General features: G+C 66.9%; 15 protein-coding genes. 4 read left to right on the forward strand and 11 right to left on the reverse strand.

What is annotated here, in order from left to right:
* Positions 1–588, reverse strand: a complete 588-nt coding sequence (locus tag ACLMAL_RS17880) for a TetR/AcrR family transcriptional regulator (RefSeq protein WP_412000089.1) — start codon at positions 586–588, stop codon at positions 1–3.
* Between the two features lie 73 nt (positions 589–661).
* Between ACLMAL_RS17880 and ACLMAL_RS17885 the strand changes: the two genes are divergently transcribed.
* Both ACLMAL_RS17885 and ACLMAL_RS17890 read left to right on the forward strand, forming a co-directional pair.
* Complete coding sequence (locus tag ACLMAL_RS17885) at positions 662–1,381, forward strand: SDR family oxidoreductase (protein WP_412000090.1); 720 nt, start codon at positions 662–664, stop codon at positions 1,379–1,381.
* 96 nt (positions 1,382–1,477) lie between these two features.
* Positions 1,478–1,873: an ankyrin repeat domain-containing protein gene (locus ACLMAL_RS17890; protein WP_412000091.1), complete on the forward strand. Its 396-nt coding sequence runs from the start codon at positions 1,478–1,480 to the stop codon at positions 1,871–1,873.
* A 22-nt stretch (positions 1,874–1,895) separates the two neighbouring features.
* On the opposite strand, the gene ACLMAL_RS17895 is transcribed toward ACLMAL_RS17890, so the two are convergent.
* From ACLMAL_RS17895 to ACLMAL_RS17920, 6 genes are all read right to left on the reverse strand, one after another.
* A complete protein-coding gene (locus tag ACLMAL_RS17895; RefSeq protein ID WP_328404588.1) occupies positions 1,896–2,060 on the reverse strand; it encodes a hypothetical protein in 165 nt (54 codons plus the stop codon).
* 116 nt (positions 2,061–2,176) lie between these two features.
* Positions 2,177–2,941 carry a 3-oxoacyl-ACP reductase gene (locus tag ACLMAL_RS17900; protein WP_406231966.1) on the reverse strand — a complete coding sequence of 255 codons (765 nt, stop codon included), beginning with the start codon at positions 2,939–2,941 and terminating at the stop codon, positions 2,177–2,179.
* Positions 2,942–2,968: 27 nt separating this feature from the next.
* Positions 2,969–4,330, reverse strand: a complete 1,362-nt coding sequence (locus ACLMAL_RS17905) for an aldehyde dehydrogenase family protein (protein ID WP_412000092.1) — start codon at positions 4,328–4,330, stop codon at positions 2,969–2,971.
* 107 nt (positions 4,331–4,437) lie between these two features.
* Positions 4,438–5,193: a gamma-glutamyl-gamma-aminobutyrate hydrolase family protein gene (locus ACLMAL_RS17910; protein ID WP_412000093.1), complete on the reverse strand. Its 756-nt coding sequence runs from the start codon at positions 5,191–5,193 to the stop codon at positions 4,438–4,440.
* Entirely contained in the window at positions 5,174–6,538 is a 1,365-nt protein-coding gene (locus ACLMAL_RS17915; RefSeq protein WP_412000094.1) for a glutamine synthetase family protein, read from the reverse strand. The genes ACLMAL_RS17910 and ACLMAL_RS17915 overlap by 20 nt, the downstream gene beginning before the upstream one ends.
* Before the next feature lie 121 nt (positions 6,539–6,659).
* Positions 6,660–9,797, reverse strand: a complete 3,138-nt coding sequence (locus tag ACLMAL_RS17920) for a BTAD domain-containing putative transcriptional regulator (RefSeq protein WP_412000095.1) — start codon at positions 9,795–9,797, stop codon at positions 6,660–6,662.
* 156 nt (positions 9,798–9,953) lie between these two features.
* Between ACLMAL_RS17920 and ACLMAL_RS17925 the strand changes: the two genes are divergently transcribed.
* Positions 9,954–10,883 carry an SMP-30/gluconolactonase/LRE family protein gene (locus tag ACLMAL_RS17925; RefSeq protein WP_412000096.1) on the forward strand — a complete coding sequence of 310 codons (930 nt, stop codon included), beginning with the start codon at positions 9,954–9,956 and terminating at the stop codon, positions 10,881–10,883.
* An 84-nt stretch (positions 10,884–10,967) separates the two neighbouring features.
* On the opposite strand, the gene ACLMAL_RS17930 is transcribed toward ACLMAL_RS17925, so the two are convergent.
* The 4 genes from ACLMAL_RS17930 to ACLMAL_RS17945 form a co-directional block, all read right to left on the reverse strand.
* Complete coding sequence (locus ACLMAL_RS17930) at positions 10,968–11,393, reverse strand: hypothetical protein (protein WP_412000097.1); 426 nt, start codon at positions 11,391–11,393, stop codon at positions 10,968–10,970.
* A gap of 413 nt (positions 11,394–11,806) precedes the next feature.
* Positions 11,807–12,109 carry a hypothetical protein gene (locus ACLMAL_RS17935; RefSeq protein WP_412000098.1) on the reverse strand — a complete coding sequence of 101 codons (303 nt, stop codon included), beginning with the start codon at positions 12,107–12,109 and terminating at the stop codon, positions 11,807–11,809.
* 316 nt (positions 12,110–12,425) lie between these two features.
* Positions 12,426–13,991: a hypothetical protein gene (locus ACLMAL_RS17940; protein WP_412000099.1), complete on the reverse strand. Its 1,566-nt coding sequence runs from the start codon at positions 13,989–13,991 to the stop codon at positions 12,426–12,428.
* A 209-nt stretch (positions 13,992–14,200) separates the two neighbouring features.
* Positions 14,201–15,379 carry a cytochrome P450 gene (locus tag ACLMAL_RS17945; RefSeq protein ID WP_412000100.1) on the reverse strand — a complete coding sequence of 393 codons (1,179 nt, stop codon included), beginning with the start codon at positions 15,377–15,379 and terminating at the stop codon, positions 14,201–14,203.
* Positions 15,380–15,474: 95 nt separating this feature from the next.
* Between ACLMAL_RS17945 and ACLMAL_RS17950 the strand changes: the two genes are divergently transcribed.
* Positions 15,475–16,284: an SAM-dependent methyltransferase gene (locus tag ACLMAL_RS17950; protein ID WP_406231981.1), complete on the forward strand. Its 810-nt coding sequence runs from the start codon at positions 15,475–15,477 to the stop codon at positions 16,282–16,284.
* The last annotated feature ends 142 nt before the right edge of the window (positions 16,285–16,426 follow it).

Genomic DNA, 16,426 nt, shown 5'->3' on the forward strand with positions numbered 1-16,426 from the left:
TCAGCGTTGCGCGAACATCGCGGCAAGGCCGGTGGTGACCTCGCGCGCCAAGGCAGCGTCCACCGGCGCATGCCCGCTCAGTAGCCGATACCACATTGCGCCGAAGGCGAAATCGACGACGAGGTCCAGCGGCGCCGTCGCAACGAGTTCGCCGGAATCGACGCCACGCTGCAGTACCGCGCGCAGCGCCGTGCGACGCGGTCCGATCACGGTGTCCTGCAATCGTTTCGACAGCACGGGATCGCGTTGCGCGTCGGCCATCAGTCCGACGAGCGCCTGTCCGGTGGTCTTGCGCGCGAGCTCGTAGGTGGTCGTCAGCAGCCGTTCGATATCACCGAGCACATCGGTGGATTCGACCGGGACCAGCGCCGCCTCGTGCTCACGTGCGAGGTCGACGAGCGCCTCCATGAGGATCGAGGCCTTGTCGGGCCACCAGCGGTACACGGTCTGCCGCCCGGCTCCTGCGGCATCGGCGATCGCTTTGATGGTCAGCTCCTGGTAGCCGTCGCGCTCGCACAGCTCGAGTGCGGCATGCAGGATCGCGCGCCTGACTTCCTCGCTTCGGGGGCGTCCTCGGGTTCCTGTCATGCGGATCACTTTACAAGACACCGTGCCTCGTTTATATTTCGAGACACAGAGGTTCGTAATTCAGGAGGCTGTAATGAGCAAGAAAGTCGTCATCGTCGGCGGAACTTCGGGCATCGGGCTGGCAACCGCACGCCGACTTCTGAAAGACGGCATGGACGTGGTCATCGCAGGACGAAACGAGGAACGACTCGCCGCCGCACTGACCGAACTGGGCGCCGCAGCCACCGGGCAGCGGGTCGACGCCCGCGACGAGGCCGACCTCGCGCGCCTCTTCGCCGAGGTCGGGCCCATCGATCACCTGGTGGTGACGGTGACCGGCCCGTCGGGCACCACCCCGTTCCGCGAGATCGACCGAGAGCAGCTGCAAGCGCACTACACCGGAAAACTGATGGCACACACCGCGACGGTGCAGGCCGCGCTCCCCCACCTGACCACGGGCGGCTCGGTCACCCTGGTGTCCGCGGCATCGGCGGGCGGGGCAATGCCGACCACCGCCGCACTGGCCGCCGTCAACGCGGGCGTCGAAGCCATGGTCCCGGTCCTTGCGGTCGAGCTGGCGCCGCTGCGCGTGAACGCCGTCTCACCGGGCGTCATCGATACCGACTGGTGGAGCTTCCTGCCCGAGGACGCCCGCACCGGGGTCTTCGACTCCATCGCCGCCACCACCCCCGTCGGCCGGGTCGGCAGCGCCGACGACGTCGCCGACGCGATCGAATTCCTGGTCGGCAACACCTTCACCACCGGCATCGTGATTCGCGTCGACGGCGGCGCGCGCCTCGGCACACCGCGCTAGGTCGGCCGGCGGGACATGGCTGCGGCAGATGCCGAATACGGGCCACAACCATGTCCCACTCGCGGGAAGGCTGCTCGTGCGGGTAGGAATGGATGGGTGAGTGGTGACGAGATTGATCCCGAGTTGATCCAGTTGGCGACGAAGGTGTTCGATCTGGCCCGTCAGGGTGTGGTCGAAGCTCTCGGCGGGTATGTGGATGCCGGGGTGCCGGTGAATCTCACCAATGATCGGGGCGACACGCTGCTGATGCTGGCTGCATATCACGGCCATCAGGAGGCTGTTGCGGCGTTGCTTGCGCGAGGAGCCGAGCCGGATCGCGCGAACGATAAGGGGCAGACTCCGTTGGCGGGGGCCGTTTTCAAAGGTGAAACCGAGATCGTGCGGGCCCTGCTCGCGGCGGGCGCGGATCCGGATGCCGGCACGCCGTCGGCGCGGGAGGCGGCCACCATGTTCGGTAACACCGAACTGCTGGAGCTGTTCGGCGCATCCTGAGCGCCGAACAGCACAGCGGGCGTTACTTCAGATCATCCGCGGGCAGATACGCGCCCGGGCCCGAACCATCGGAGCGACTGAAGACCGGGCGGAAATCCGCGCCGTCGGCCTCCGCGACGGGAGATGTCTCCGCCAGGACCGCGTCGTGACTGAACAGTCCGGGTGCTTGCCCGTCTTCCTGACTCATTCCTGGAGCCTCCTCCGATCGGCGGCAAATAGCGAATTATGCCGTCCACGAACAACGGTCGATCCACAACGACGCAGGTAGCTGCGCCGAAGGCGAACAGTACATGGCGCACTCCGCTAGAGCGGAGTCACATAGGCGCCCGAGATGCCGCCGTCCACCAGGAACTGCGACGCGGTGATGAACGAGGCATCGTCGCTGGCCAGAAAGGCCACGGCCGCGGCAATTTCCTCCGGTTCGGCAAATCGCCCCGTCGGGATGTGCACCAGGCGACGCGCGGCGCGCTCGGGATCCTTGGCGAACAGCTCCTGCAGCAGCGGCGTGTTGACCGGGCCGGGACACAGCGCATTGACCCGAATCCCGTTGCGGGCGAACTGGACACCGAGCTCCCTGCTCATCGCGAGAACTCCGCCTTTGGAGGCGGTGTAGGAGATCTGCGAGGTCGCCGCGCCCATCACTGCGACGAACGACGCGGTGTTGATCACCGAACCCTTGCCGCGCTCCAGCATGTGGCCGATGGCGTACTTGCTGCACAGGTACACCGAGGTCAGATTCACCTCCTGCACCCGCCGCCACGCCTCGATGCCGGTGGTGAGGATGGAATCGTCCTCCGGCGGTGAAATTCCCGCATTGTTGAAGGCGATATCGAGGCCGCCGTAGGTGTCGACCGCGGTCTGGAACAACGACTCGACCTGGGCCTCGTCGGTGACGTCGGCCTTCACGTAGAGTCCGTCGACCGCCGCGGCCGCAGCCTCACCCGCGGTGGCGTCGATATCGGCGACGACAACCTTGGCGCCCTCCGCGGCAAAGCGGCGGACCGTGGCGAGGCCGATCCCGCTACCGCCGCCCGTAACGACGGCGACTCGATCTTGTAAGCGCTGCAACGTGGCTCCTCTTCGACGTGTGCTGACTCAGGTGGTTGCGATGAAGACGTTCTTGGTTTCGGTGAAGGCGAGCGCGGCGTCGGGCCCCAGCTCACGACCGAGTCCCGATTGCTTGAAGCCGCCGAACGGGGTCCAGTACCGCACCGAGGAATGCGAGTTCACCGAGAGGTTCCCGGCCTCGACACCACGCGAAACCCGCAGCGCACGGCCGACATCGCTGGTCCAGATGGACCCGGAAAGACCGTATTCGGTGTCGTTTGCGATCCGTAGGGCGTCGGCCTCGTCCTCGAAAGCCACCACCGCGACCACCGGGCCGAACACCTCCTCGGTGAGCACCCGATCGGTCGGCGCGCCGGGCAGCACAACCGTTGGCGGATACCAGAATCCGGGCCCGTCGGGCCGGTCACCGGTGAAGGCGACCTTGGTCGACGGCTCGACGAACGCGGCGACCCGCGCCCGGTGGGCCGCCGAGATCAGCGGCCCCATCTCGGTGGTCTCGTCGGCAGGGTCGCCGACCCGCACGCCGCGCACGGCCGGTTCCAGTAGCTCGAGGAACCGATCGAAGACACTGCGCTGCACCAGGATCCGCGATCGGGCGCAGCAGTCCTGCCCGGCGTTGTCGAAGACACCGTAGGGCGCGGTCGCGGCGGCCCGCTCCAGATCGGCATCGGCGAACACGATATTCGCGCTCTTACCGCCCAACTCCAGAGTCACCCGTTTCACCTGCCGCGCGCAGCCGACCATGATCTGCTTGCCCACCTCGGTGGAACCGGTGAACACGACCTTGCGGACCGCGGGATGCGTGACGAACCGTTGCCCGACGACCGACCCCTTGCCGGGCAGCACCTGGAATACGCCGTCGGGCAAGCCCGCTTCGATCGCGAGTTCGCCGAGACGGATCGCCGTCAGCGGGGTCAGCTCGGCGGGTTTGAGCACCACGGTGTTCCCGGCGGCGAGCGCGGGCCCGAAGCCCCACGCCGCGATCGGCATCGGGAAATTCCACGGCACAATGATCCCGACCACGCCGAGCGGCTCGTGGAAGGTGATGTCCACCCCGCCTGGCACCGGAATCTGGCTGCCGAGCAATCGTTCCGGCACGCCTGCGCAATAGTGCAGCACGTCGCGGACATTGCCCGCCTCCCAGCGGGCATTGCCGATGGTGTGCCCGGCGTTGGCGACCTCGAGTTGTGCCAGCTGCTCCAGATTCGCGTCGACGACGTCGGCGAATCGGCGCAGCAGTCGGGCCCGGTCGCCGGGCGCGACCTCGCGCCATTGCGCCGCGGCCCGGTGCGCGCGCTCGATGGCGGCATCGGTCTGCGCCTCGCTCGTTGCCTCGATCGTTGCCACAACCTGCTCGGTCGCAGGGTTGACCACGGTGGCCGTCGTCATCGAATCAGCTCCCTTCGGTAGGCCGTCATACTCACGATGCCGCCGCAGGCGTGGTTGCGTCGTGCGCTATGGCGTGCGGTGTCCATGATTGTCTCGCTGACGCCCGCTCACGAGGCGCGCTCGCCGCGGAGTGCGGCCGCGGCCTCGACCAGGGCGCGCATCAGCCTGCGGTCGGTAGCGTTGGCCTCCGGATGCCACTGCACGCCGACCAGGAACGAACCGGTCCTCGCCTCGGCCGCTTCTATCGTGCCGTCGGACGCATGCGCGGCCGCGACCAGGTCGGCGGCCAGCACGTCGATGGCCTGGTGGTGATGGCAGTGTGCCTTCAGCTCCGGCCCTGCGATGGCGGCGACCCGGCTGCCCGGCACCGTCGACACCCGCACGATGTTGAACACGCCGGGAGTGCGCGAATGGTCGGTATGCCCGAGCACGTCGGGCAGGTGCTGGATCAGGGTGCCGCCCAGCGCCACATTCACCAGTTGCAGCCCGCGGCAGACCGCGAGTGTCGGTATTCCGGCGGCACGGGCCAGTGCGAACAGTCCGAACTCGAAGTCGTCGCGGTCCGGACGGGTGTCGAGGGTCTGCGGATCCGGTGGCGCACCGTAGCGAGCCGGATCGATGTCGGCCCCACCGGTCAATACCAATCCGTCCAGCCCGGCGACGACTTCCTGTCGCGCGACGCCGGCGGGCGGCAGCAGCACCGGCACCCCGCCCGCTCGCTCCACCATATCGATGTAACTGCGTGGCAGAACCGCGCTTTCGACATCCCACGGCCCGTAGCGAGCCGGCTCGCTGTAGGTCGACAGCCCGATTACCGGACGTGGCCCCGGGCCGCCGGCATCCTCATAGTCGTTCGAAACCACGGATTCGCTCCCAATCGGTGACGGCGGCGTCGAAGGCATCCAGCTCGACCTGTGCCGCATTCCGATAATGGTCCACCACGTCGTCACCGAACGCCGAGCGCGCGACCTTGCTGTCACCGAACAGCTGTGCCGCATCGCGCAGCGTGCGCGGCACCCGCGGACGCTGGGACCGATAAGCGTTGCCGTGGAACTCCGGTTCGAGCGGCAGTCGCCGTTCGATACCGTGCAGACCAGCGGCGATCGACGCGGCCACCGCGAGATAGGGATTGACGTCGCCGCCGGGAACGCGATTCTCCATGCGCAGCGACGGTCCTGCGCCCACCACACGCAGCGCACATGTTCGGTTGTCCCGACCCCAGGTCAGCGCGGTCGGCGCGAAGCTGCCCGGTACGAAACGCTTGTAGGAGTTGATGTTCGGCGCGAGGAAGTAGGTGAGCTCGCGCAAGCAGTCCAGCTGTCCCGCGATGAAATGCCGCATCAGGGCCGAGGTGCCGTCCGCGCCGTCACCGGCGAACACCGGCTCGCCCGATTCGCCGCGCAAACTGATGTGGATATGACACGAGTTACCCTCGCGCTCATCGTATTTCGCCATGAAGGAGAGGCTGCGCCCTTCCTGTGCGGCGATCTCCTTGGCGCCGGTCTTGTAGATACTGTGGTTGTCACAGGTCACCAATGCCTCGTCATAGCGGAATGCGATCTCGTGCTGCCCGGGATGGCATTCCCCCTTCGCCGACTCGACATACATGCCCGCGCCGTCCATCTCGTTGCGAAGACGCCGCAGCAGCGGCTCGATCCGTGCGGTGCCGAGCAGCGAATAGTCGACGTTGTACTGATTGGCCGGTGTGAGACCGCGATAGCCCGCGTTCCACGCGGATTCGAAGGTCTCGTCGAAGACCAGGAACTCCAGTTCGGTCCCGACGAACGCCCGCAGCCCATGTTCGGCCAGCCGAGCCAACTGTGTCCGCAGCACCTGCCGCGGCGACGGCGCGATGGGCACACCCTTGGGCTGCACATTCTCCACATCGCACAGCACCAGCGCGGTGCCCGGCAGCCACGGCACGAGCCGCAGTGTGGTCAGGTCGGGCCGCAGCACCAGATCGCCGTATCCGGTGTCCCACGACGACATCGCATACCCGTCGACGGTGTTCATCTCCACATCTGTGGCGAGCAGATAGTCACAGACCTCGGTAGCGTGCCCGATCACCTCGTCCAGGAAATACTGTGCCGCGCACCGCTTTCCCTGCAGCCTGCCCTGCATGTCGGTCATTGCGACGAGCACCGTGTCGAGGGTCCCCTCCTCGACGTGCTCGCGCAGCTCCACCAGCCCCAGCATCCCCTTACGCATCCACGACCCCTCTCGGCCTCAACCGTGCCCACGCTAGAGCAAAAAGAGACCGTGTGTGACGGGACACACAAAACCGGCAGCGGTGTCGCAGACAACTCGAAGAACCACCGGCATCCCGCCGTCACGCACTCGTCGCCAGTGGATCGGCGCACAGTACTCGAGTTGCGGCGTCGCGGGTGAGTGCGGACCCGCGGTTGTATGCCTGCGCAAATTCCTCGGCGTCGAGCAGCTCTCTGGCGCGGTCGGCTGGGCGGAGGGGGTTGTCATAGCCGCGGCGGTCCTCGATACCGATCAGCGCCGCGCCGAGACCGATCAGATATGCCGCCCGGCCGGGCGCACCGTCGTGCACGGCGATCGCGGCGTACATGTGCGTCACGATCGCCAGGTCCTCCGGTTGCGCAGTATCGGCGCAGGCGGCGACCGCTCGATCCAGCGTTCGACGGGCGGTGGCAGTGTCGCCGGCCTGCACCGCGACCAAGGCGCGCAGTCCGGCGCACACCATCCGCGCGCGGGCCCCGAGCGCGGCGCCGGCGAAACCGGCTTCGGCCCGATCGAGTTCACGCAGCGCGACAGCACTGTGCTCTCGATGAATCTCGTACTCCGCCTCCGCCATTCGGACGTAGGCCAAGGTCCGCGGCTCCCCCGCCGCGGCCGCGTGATGACGCGCCTCCTGCAAGGCGACGTGCGCTCGATCGAGTTCACCGGCACGCACGAGTGCCGCGCCCAACTCCGCTCGGATCTCCGCGCAGTCACCGACGATTCCGAGTTCCTCCATCACCTCCGCCGCCTGGGTGAGCTCGGCGACCCCGCGCTCGGAGTCACCACGGCGAAGTCGATGGTCGGCGAGCATGCGCAGTGCGGAGGCCAGCCCGAAGCGCTCGCCGAGCATCTCGAATTCACGCCTGGCTTCGGCCAATTGGTCGAACACCAGGTCTGCGTTCGCGGGCGCCGCCATGGTCGCGAGCAGCAGCGTCATCGCCCGCTCCCACCCCGACAGCTCACTGAGCGAATCCGCCACCGCATGCGCACCTGCGCCGCCCTCGAGGAACGTCGGCGCGACCAACAACACCGTCTGCCCCGGGGCACCGGCCGAACCACCTGCGCGCCTGCCGAGTTCGATCCCCCGCGCCACGGCCCGCGCACCGACCTCGGCCGAGCCGGTCTCGTACTGCATCAGGCCGTCGAGGACGAAGAGCACGGCACGGTGGGTGTCAGGCACCGGTGAATGGGGTTCCGCCGCCGAGGTGAGGATGTCGGTCACGCCGGGGATATCGAGCACTGCCCGCGTCCATTGCAGCCGCTCGGTCTGGATGCCGCGCAGCCCCCAGTACCAGAACATCGACCCCAACAGCCGCACACCGAGGTCGATATCGGCGCTCTCGACGGCGAATCGTAGTGCGGTCATGATGTTTTCGCGTTCAGCGTCCAGCAGCGCCAAGGCCGTCAACTGGTCGGCGCCGCGCAGTTGCAGGTCGGCCGCTTCGACGAGGCGGAGGAAGTAGCGTGCGTGTTCGTCGCGCAGCAGCGGACCGCGACCGTCGTGCGCCAGCTGGTCGAGCGCATAGGAACGGATCGACTCGAGCATGCGGTAGCGGGTGCCCGCGCGTTCAACCAGCGACTTGTCGACGAGGTCGGTCAATACGTCGATGTCGTCGACGGCGTCCAGGCTCGCGCCGGAGGGGAATATCGCAAGCCGCATCGCCAACTCCCGCTCCGCAGGCGAAAGCAGCGCCCAACTCCACTCGATGACCCCGCGCAAAGTCCGATGCCGAGCCGGAGCCGTGCGGCTGCCACTACCGAGCAGCGCGAAACGATCGTCCAGCTTGGCGGCGATCTGCTGGACGCTCAGCGCGCGCATCCGAGCCGCGGCCAGCTCGATCGCCAGCGCAATACCGTCCAGCCTGCGACAGATCTCCACCACCGCACCGGAATTCGCCTCGTCGATGGCGAAGCCGGGGCGGACCGCACGCGCACGGTCGACGAACAATCGCACCGCCGGATACTCGGCTGGATCGTCTATCGAATCCGCGGGCCACGGCAGCGCGGCGAGGGGGTGCAGGTTCTCGCCGCCGATGGCGAGGGGCTCGCGGCTGGTGGCGAGGATGCGCAGTTGCGGACACGCGCCGAGTAGTCGATCGGCGAGCTCGGCGACGGCTTCGATCAGATGCTCGCAGTTGTCGAGTATCAGCAGAGCACGCTGGTGGGTGAAGAACTCGACGAGTCTGGCCGTCGCGTCGCCGGCAGGCTGGTCGAGCAGCCCTACCTCGCGGACACCGATCGCCGTGAGCACCGCGGTGGCCACCTCGACCGGGTCGGTCACCGCCGCCAGCTCGACCAACCAGATGCCGCCCGGTGCGTCGGCCTGCTCGGCTGCCTCGACGGCCAGTCGAGTCTTGCCCGCACCCCCCGGGCCGACCACGGTGACCAGCCGGGCCGTTGTCAGCGTTGCGGTAAGGCCGGCGAGGTCGTCCTCCCGCCCGACAAAGCTCGTCACCTGCGCGCGCAGATTCGTGCGTCGCCTGCGCGTCGGCAGGTCGGCGGCCTGGCGCAGAATCGCCAGGTGGAGGTCGGTCAGCTCAGCCGACGGGTCGATGCCCAGTTCGTCGGCCAGATGATCGCGGGTCCGGTCGTAGGCTTGCAGCGCCTCGGCCTGGCGGCCAGCGGCATACAGTGCGCGAATTCGTAAGCCCTGCAACCGTTCTGCCAGCGGATGCGCATCGGCCAGCGGCCGCAGTTCGTCGAGAATGTCATTGCCGGCAGCGATCTCGATCGCCAGCCGATCTTCGGTGGCCGCAAGCCGCAACTGGTCCAGCCGCGTCGCCGCGTCGGCGGCGAATTGCAATTCGAGCAGGTCACCCAATGCAGGCCCCCGCCACAGCGCCTCGGCCTCGCGCAACATCGTGAGCGCCTGTGCCGGATCGGACCCCGATGCCTGCCGCCCCACCGCAACCAACTGCTCGAACCGCACCGCGTCGACATCGCCGTCGTCGACAACCAGCCGATATCCGGGCGGCCGCCCCTCCAGCCGGGCACTACCGATCACCCTGCGCACCCGGGACGCCAAGGCCTGTAGCGCATTGGCCCCGTTCGCAGGCGGGCGGTCTCCCCAAATCGCCTCGGTCAACGCATCGGCGGACACCACCCGCCCCGGCTCCATCGCCAACCGCGCCACCAACGCCCGCACCTTGACACCGACCACTTCCACCGGCCGATCGTCATCCCCACGCACTTCGAACGACCCGAGCACCAACACACGCACCCACCTAGCTTGCCGCACTGCTCGACCCGAGCGGTAACTATTCGGGAATCGAGCAGCCCATCAGCTAACTACTTGTGATCGAGCCGGCACCGGGCAGTCCTGGCTTCTAGGACGAATCGAACACATCGAACCAACCGGAGGTGTGAAATGAGCAGTATGAGCAAATCGGCAGTCATCCTGGCGGCGCTGACATTCGGCGCTGTGTCGGCGGTTGCGGCACCGACGGCGAGCGCAGCCCCCGTCTGCGCCGGGGCGGGACAACCCACGATCCAGGTCGGGTTCGTATCGGGAGCATTGGAGGGGTTGACCGTCGATACGCACGGCCGGGCCTACACAACCGATCTGCTGAGCGGACGGGTGTATCGAATCGATGCGCCGGGGGCCGAGCCGGTACCCATTGCGACGGTTCCCAGTGGCGGCGCCGGCGCACTCGCCTGGACGGCGGAGGAGAAGTTGCTGGTCGGCTATGGGGCCGACGCGCGGGTCGTGGCCGGCGATTTCCTGCGGCACGCGGGGATAGTGCAACTCGATCCGGACACCGGCGCTATGCGGCCCTTCGCGGCGGGACTCAGCGCGGCCAACGGCATGGACGTCGGCGCGGACGGCATCGTGTACACGACCAATGATTTCGGCAGCCACATCGGCCGGGTCTATCCGAACGGCGTCGTCCAGGCCGACTGGGCGAGCGTCCCCAGCGCCAACGGCGCGGTACTCGGCCGCAACGACGAATACCTCTATGTAGGGCGCACTTTCGTCGACCCCGGGGTGAGCCGGATACCCACCGCCGACCCCGGCGCACCCCAGTCGCTGCTCGACCTCGGCGGCAGCGAGGCGCTCGCCGCGCCGGACGGGCTGACGCTGGACTCCCAGGATCGCCCCGTTGTCCCCCTCAACACCACCGCTCAAATCATCCGCATCGACGCACCCGGTCGATACTGCATCCTCGGCAGCGGCAATCCATTGACCAGCGTCGTCGCCTACGGCCGTAGCACCGAAGGCTTCTCCGCGGGCCGCCTTTTCGCCGCCACCTTCACCGGCGCCATCTACGAAATCCCCGGCGGATTCGACCCCGACGCCACTCCATAACGCCCGTCGGCAACGAGGAGTGGCATCTGACTGCGACAACCATCGAGAAGCGTTCTGCCATGTGCCACTCGTCGGGGCCACGGGTCACGCTTGGACCAGGTCGAATTTGAGGAGGTCGAAGCCGGCCGGGACGGTATCGCTGGTGGAGATGAGGTTTCGGGCCCAGGAGCCGATCAGCGCCGGGTCACCGGTGGTGTGCGCGCCACGCAGGCAGCGGTCGTCGTCGGGAGTTTCGGCGGTGAGGACCGGCAGCGGGTGGATGCGGTAGCGGTCGTCGTTTTCGAGGACTGTTGCTTTGTCCACGTAGGAGTATTGGTCGTGGTTGAGCATGTACCGGCCGATTAAGCCGCGACGGGGGCCGGTCAGTGGCGCGACGGAAACCACCGTTTCGTATAGGGTTTCGCCGATATGGGGGTAGGCGTGACGCCCGGCCCACACCACACGCGTCGGCATAGCCAACAGTCGTTCCACGCCCTGGACGAAGTCGTCGCCGATCCACGCGCGACCCATTGACTGCGCGCCGGGCTCCAGATACCCGATCAGTTTATGGCCGGCATCGAGTAGAACTGCTCTGCAGAATTGGCCCACAGGGGCGATTTCCTTTCTCCGATAAGACCTTTCGCCCATGCTCACATGCCGGATGCGATCTGGCCGCAGCGCGCGGTTACAACGGAGTTACCGTTGATGAAGATCATCTGAAGTGACGCAACGGTCCCCGCGCGAACCGGTATCTGCGCGGGTGACTCGTGGCGAGATTCGCAAAAGAACCCCGTCGAGGACGGTCTACGGGCGAAGATGGGTGGGCCGAGATCCGGCCGGATGGGGACGAATCGGCGCGCAGGTCGACACCCAGCAGAACGCCCAATTCATCGACGAGGCAGACACTCTCGCGCGCAAGCAGTACAACGCCGGCATCGGCGCACTCATCGGCGCCGGGCATCGGCGCGGTGATCGGCTTCTTCCTCGGCCGCGTCGGCGCCCTCGTCACGATTCCGATCGGCGCGGGCATCGGCGCCCTCATCGGCTTCGCCACACCGTGATCGGCTGAACGGGGCGCTGCGCCTGACGGAGGCAGCCGTCCAGGAAATCCGGGCCGTCACCATCGCGATCGTCAGCGCGGCCGCCGCGGCGGCGAGCTGAATCCGGGCGACGGTCCAAATGGAATTCGATTGTCCGCGTTCGGTGGTCAGGGACTCGTCACCGCCGCGCGGGCCGAACTGGTCCACCGGCAGCACAGAGCGTCACTCGCCACGTTCGGAGAAACGACCACCCGCCAACATCTCCCGGCAAGGCCGGATCTGCCAGATAGCCCTGCGATACGATTCGAGGGCCTTCGCACAGCTCCACCGCGCCACAGGTCGTGTTCTCAGCAACGACCAACCGACGCAGCTCTGCTACCGCGTCACCGAGATCACCGAGATCACCGATGAACGGTAGCCGCCGTGCCACATACCGATCGGCCCGTCCACTCGAGGCTGAGCGGAACCGACACGCCGTTCGTACCGCGGGCCCCGTGCGCCCGCGCACGTCTGGCCGTAGCGCTCAGCGCTGCCTGCTGGTACGGGCACGCCGCCGCTCGGCCTGCAGCTCGGCAAGCTCCTGCTCGAGGATCTCGGCGACGCGGAACTGGCCCGTGTCATAGATTTCCTGCGGGCGGGCGATATCGGAGTCGGCATCGGTTGCCGCGCTGTCGGACTTCGAGACGGCCGGGGTCTGGCGAACAATGGCGGTCGACGCGGATTCCGACTTTGTGTCGGCCTTGGCAGCGGTCTTGGCGCTCGCCGGTACGGTCGGCTTGCCGGCCGTTGCAGAGCTTGCCTTTGCCTTCGTGCTGGAGCTGCTCACCGTCGCGACAGGCTTGCTGTCGACTTTGGTGGCCGCGGAGGGCTTTTCGATCGACGGCCGCTTGCCGTTCGACGCGGCGGTGGGCCTGGTCTTCGCGATCGACGAGGTGGCAGATTCTTTGGCGGCCATCGGCGCGGTGAGCCGATCGTTGCTCGACTCATCGTTGTCGGAGCTTCCGGACACCGTGCGACTGGAAGTGCTCGGTGCGCGCCGGGCCGCGGTCTTGACCGTAGCCACCGACGACGCCGGTCGTTCGTCCGGATCGACCGTGGTGTCGATATCCATGACGAATGCCGAGGGCGCGACCTCGTCGTCCTCGGGCATGATCACTTCGAAGCTCTGATCCACGAACGCTTCGGTGGCACGCGGACGTGGTTCGGGCTCATCGTGCTGTTCAGCAGCAGCCAATGCCGCCACCGACGTCGGCGTATCCGCTCGGGCACTGGCGCGGTAGCTGGCAACTGTCGGCAGCCGGTGCCGAATCAGATCCGCTGGGTCGGGCAATTCCCGAACCTGCTCGGTGGCCTGTGCGATGGCGTGCCCGTAGCGGGTGCTCGCCGCGTCGTGGATGAGCAACGCGACACCGATCATGACCGGCGCGACCGCGTGCACGGCGGCGTCATACCACTTGCCGTCGCGCACGTACGGGTAGGTGTTGAGGGTGATCGTGAGTGCGAGCAGAGCGATTTCGGCGGCGGCGACTTGCCTGCGGTTGTCGAGGATGCCCCACTCGGCCACCTTGTTCGTACCGATCATGATGATGATCAGACACACGCTGATCATCGATTCGATCAGGTAGCTGAACCAGTACAGCGGGTCGCTCGGCCCGCTCGGCGCGATGTTCTGCTGGACATTGACAGCCGACCAGAGCATGCCCGCCGCAACGACACCGGCCAGCGCACGCAGCGACCACGACCGGTGCCGGTACAGCGACGCCAGCTTGGCATGCGGGCTGGACTCGCGCCGCTGCGCGGCAATTGCCTTGCGAGCTACCAATAGATCTCTGATGTCGGCCTTCTCGATCGCCTCGGTGGTATGCCTAGCGCGGTCGGCCGCGGCGGCGGCCGCCTGGACGTGCTTCCAACGCTGACCACGGTCCTGATCGCGAATCTTTTCGGCTAGCTGACGTTCGGCGAGCAGCTCGTCCTCGGACAGCGCCTCGGTCAGCGCAGGGTCGAATTGGTACGCAAGCCGACCACGGGCCTTCTCGACCCGCCTCGCGAGCTGCGTGACCTCGTCCTCAATGGGGTGCTCGATGGTCAATTCGACTCCCGAGGGGGGAGATTCGATGGCAGACAGGTGATCACGCATGGGAACGGCACATGCCATTCATAGTCGATGCACCGTCGCGAGCGAAACTGCAAAATTGCCGTGTTGCAAAAAACTCGGCGTGCCGCGCGCGACACACGCGGGTTCGGCGGGTTCCGCCGACGACGAGGACTTCTTATAGACGACCGACCAGTCGCCTACGATCAGCGCATCGTGACCGTGGTCGGCAGGCTGGCGAAGCCTCGATTGTTGGAAGAGTGGATGCGCCGCAGGCGCTCGGTGTCGACCTCGTAGTCGGCCACGGCCGCAACAATTTCCTGCAAAGCGACACGCAGTTCCAGCAGCGCCAGATTCGAACCGAGGCAGTGATGGCGGCCGCTGCCGAAGGCCAGCGACCTACTGGTGTCACGGTCCAGATCGAAGGTGTCGGGGTTGTCGAAGACCTCGGGGTCCCGGTTGGCCGAACCCGCGATCAGCAGCATGCGCGCATCGGCCGGAATCCGCACCCCGTGCAACTCGATCTGCTCGGTGGTCGTGCGCAACTGCGTCTGCGATGACGGGTCGTAGCGCATCGACTCGGCGATCCAGTCATCGATCCGACCATCGAAGGCCTTCCGGCGCTGTTGCGGATGCAGTGCCGCGGCATGCCAGGTGTTGCCGAGCGTCAGCATGGTGGTCTCGATACCCGCTCCGACCAACAGGATCAGAACGCCGACGATTTCCTCCGGGCTGAGCCGGTCTTCGCCGTCGGCGGCATCGAGTAGTCCAGAGAGCAGATCGTCGCTGCGCGTCTTGCTGCGCTCGATGGTCAACTCGGTGTAGTAGCCGACCAAGGCGCCGATCGCCTGCATCGCCTCGGGCCGCAGGTCGGTGGACTCCTCATCGGTGTACATGATCTCCATGCCGAGTTTGCGAACCATGTCGCGATCGGCTGCGGGCACGCCGACCAGTTCGGAGATCACCTCGGTCGGGAAAGGGCCCGCAAAATCGGCCATCAGATCGAAGCTGCCACGCTCGAGCAGCGGTTGCAGTAGCGTATTCGCGATCGACCGCAGTCGTGGCTCGAGCGACTGCACGCGACGCTGGGTGAACGCCCGCGTCACCAGCCCGCGCAAGCGCGTGTGCTTGGGCGGGTCCATGGCGACAAATGAAAAGAACCGTTCTGCCTGCGGGCCCCAGAAGGCAGGCTCCATCCGCAAACCGTTGGCGCTGGAGAAGCGGTCGGAGTCCCGCAACGCCGCCAGCACGTCCGCGTGCCGGGACAACGCCCAGAAATCGTCGGCGTCGTTACGGAACACGGGAGCCTGCTCACGGAGCCTGGCGTAGTAAGGGTATGGATCGCTGTGGACGTCGAAATCGTATGGGCTGTACTGCAATTGCATGACGAAGCCTTCCGGGGCGGTGCGACATCACCATCGCTACCGGTGCACAACTCGAGCTGACATGATGACCGTAGCCGAGACGAATTGAGGGCGTGGTGGACTCGGAATCGACAGCGGCCAGGATCGACGTGACCAAGCCGCACCCGGCGCGCCGGTACGACTACTGGCTCGGCGGCAATGACAACTACCCGGCCGATCGAGAATCGGCCGACGCGGTGGCCGAAGCCTTCCCGACCGTCCGCCTCGCCGCCCTGGAGAACCGCAATTTCCTGCGGCGCGCGGTCGGATACCTGGCCGAGGCCGGAATCCGGCAGTTCCTCGACATCGGCGCCGGCCTGCCCACCGCGGGCAACGTGCACGAGATCGCCCAGGGCATCGCCCCCGAATCGCGGATCGTCTACGTGGACAACGATCCGATCGTGCTCATGCACGCGAACACCCTGTTGAACAGTTCCCCCGAGGGCGCGACGGCCTACCTCGACGCGGATCTTCGCGACCCCGAGCGCATTCTCACCCACCCCGAGCTCACCAAGGTCCTGGACCTGAACAAACCGGTGGCGCTGATGCTGGTCGCCATCATGCATTTCATCACCGACGACAAAGGCCCCTACGACCTGGTGCGGCAGTTGTGCGACGCACTCCCCTCCGGCAGCTACCTGGTGATGACCCACGCCACCAGCGACCACCTCACCGCCGAGGACCTCGCCGAGACGAAAGCGGCCAATCAGCGCAGCGGCGTGCCCTTCCAACTGCGGTCCACAGCCGAATTCACCCGTTTCTTCACCGGATACGAGCTCGTCTCACCGGGCATCACCTCGGTGATGACGTGGCGCCCGGAAACCTGGCGCGCACACCCGAGAGCTGAGGCCGTCTCCATGCTCTGCGGTGTGGCCCGTATCCCCTGATCGGTGACCCGTATCGGCGGATCGGTGGCGCGCAGCCCGTACTCGCGCAACACTTGAGGCCGTGAATCGCACGCCAAACCGACATTTCGACGGCCGGGGCGGTCGGTCGTGACCGCGCTTGCCCGCGGCGAGAATCGGCCTG

Source organism: Nocardia sp. CWNU-33 (assembly GCF_046764895.1).
In the GTDB taxonomy this organism is placed as follows: Bacteria; Actinomycetota; Actinomycetes; order Mycobacteriales; family Mycobacteriaceae; genus Nocardia.

Excerpts from the sequence above, each read along its gene's own strand:
- ACLMAL_RS17880 (WP_412000089.1), bottom strand. The coding sequence starts at position 588 with ATGACAGGAACCCGAGGACGCCCCCGAAGCGAGGAAGTCAGGCGCGCG.
- ACLMAL_RS17885 (WP_412000090.1), top strand. The coding sequence starts at position 662 with ATGAGCAAGAAAGTCGTCATCGTCGGCGGAACTTCGGGCATCGGGCTG.
- ACLMAL_RS17895 (WP_328404588.1), bottom strand. The coding sequence starts at position 2,060 with ATGAGTCAGGAAGACGGGCAAGCACCCGGACTGTTCAGTCACGACGCG.
- ACLMAL_RS17905 (WP_412000092.1), bottom strand. The coding sequence starts at position 4,330 with ATGACGACGGCCACCGTGGTCAACCCTGCGACCGAGCAGGTTGTGGCA.
- ACLMAL_RS17915 (WP_412000094.1), bottom strand. The coding sequence starts at position 6,538 with ATGCGTAAGGGGATGCTGGGGCTGGTGGAGCTGCGCGAGCACGTCGAG.
- ACLMAL_RS17925 (WP_412000096.1), top strand. The coding sequence starts at position 9,954 with ATGAGCAAATCGGCAGTCATCCTGGCGGCGCTGACATTCGGCGCTGTG.
- ACLMAL_RS17930 (WP_412000097.1), bottom strand. The coding sequence starts at position 11,393 with ATGGGTCGCGCGTGGATCGGCGACGACTTCGTCCAGGGCGTGGAACGA.
- ACLMAL_RS17945 (WP_412000100.1), bottom strand. The coding sequence starts at position 15,379 with ATGCAATTGCAGTACAGCCCATACGATTTCGACGTCCACAGCGATCCA.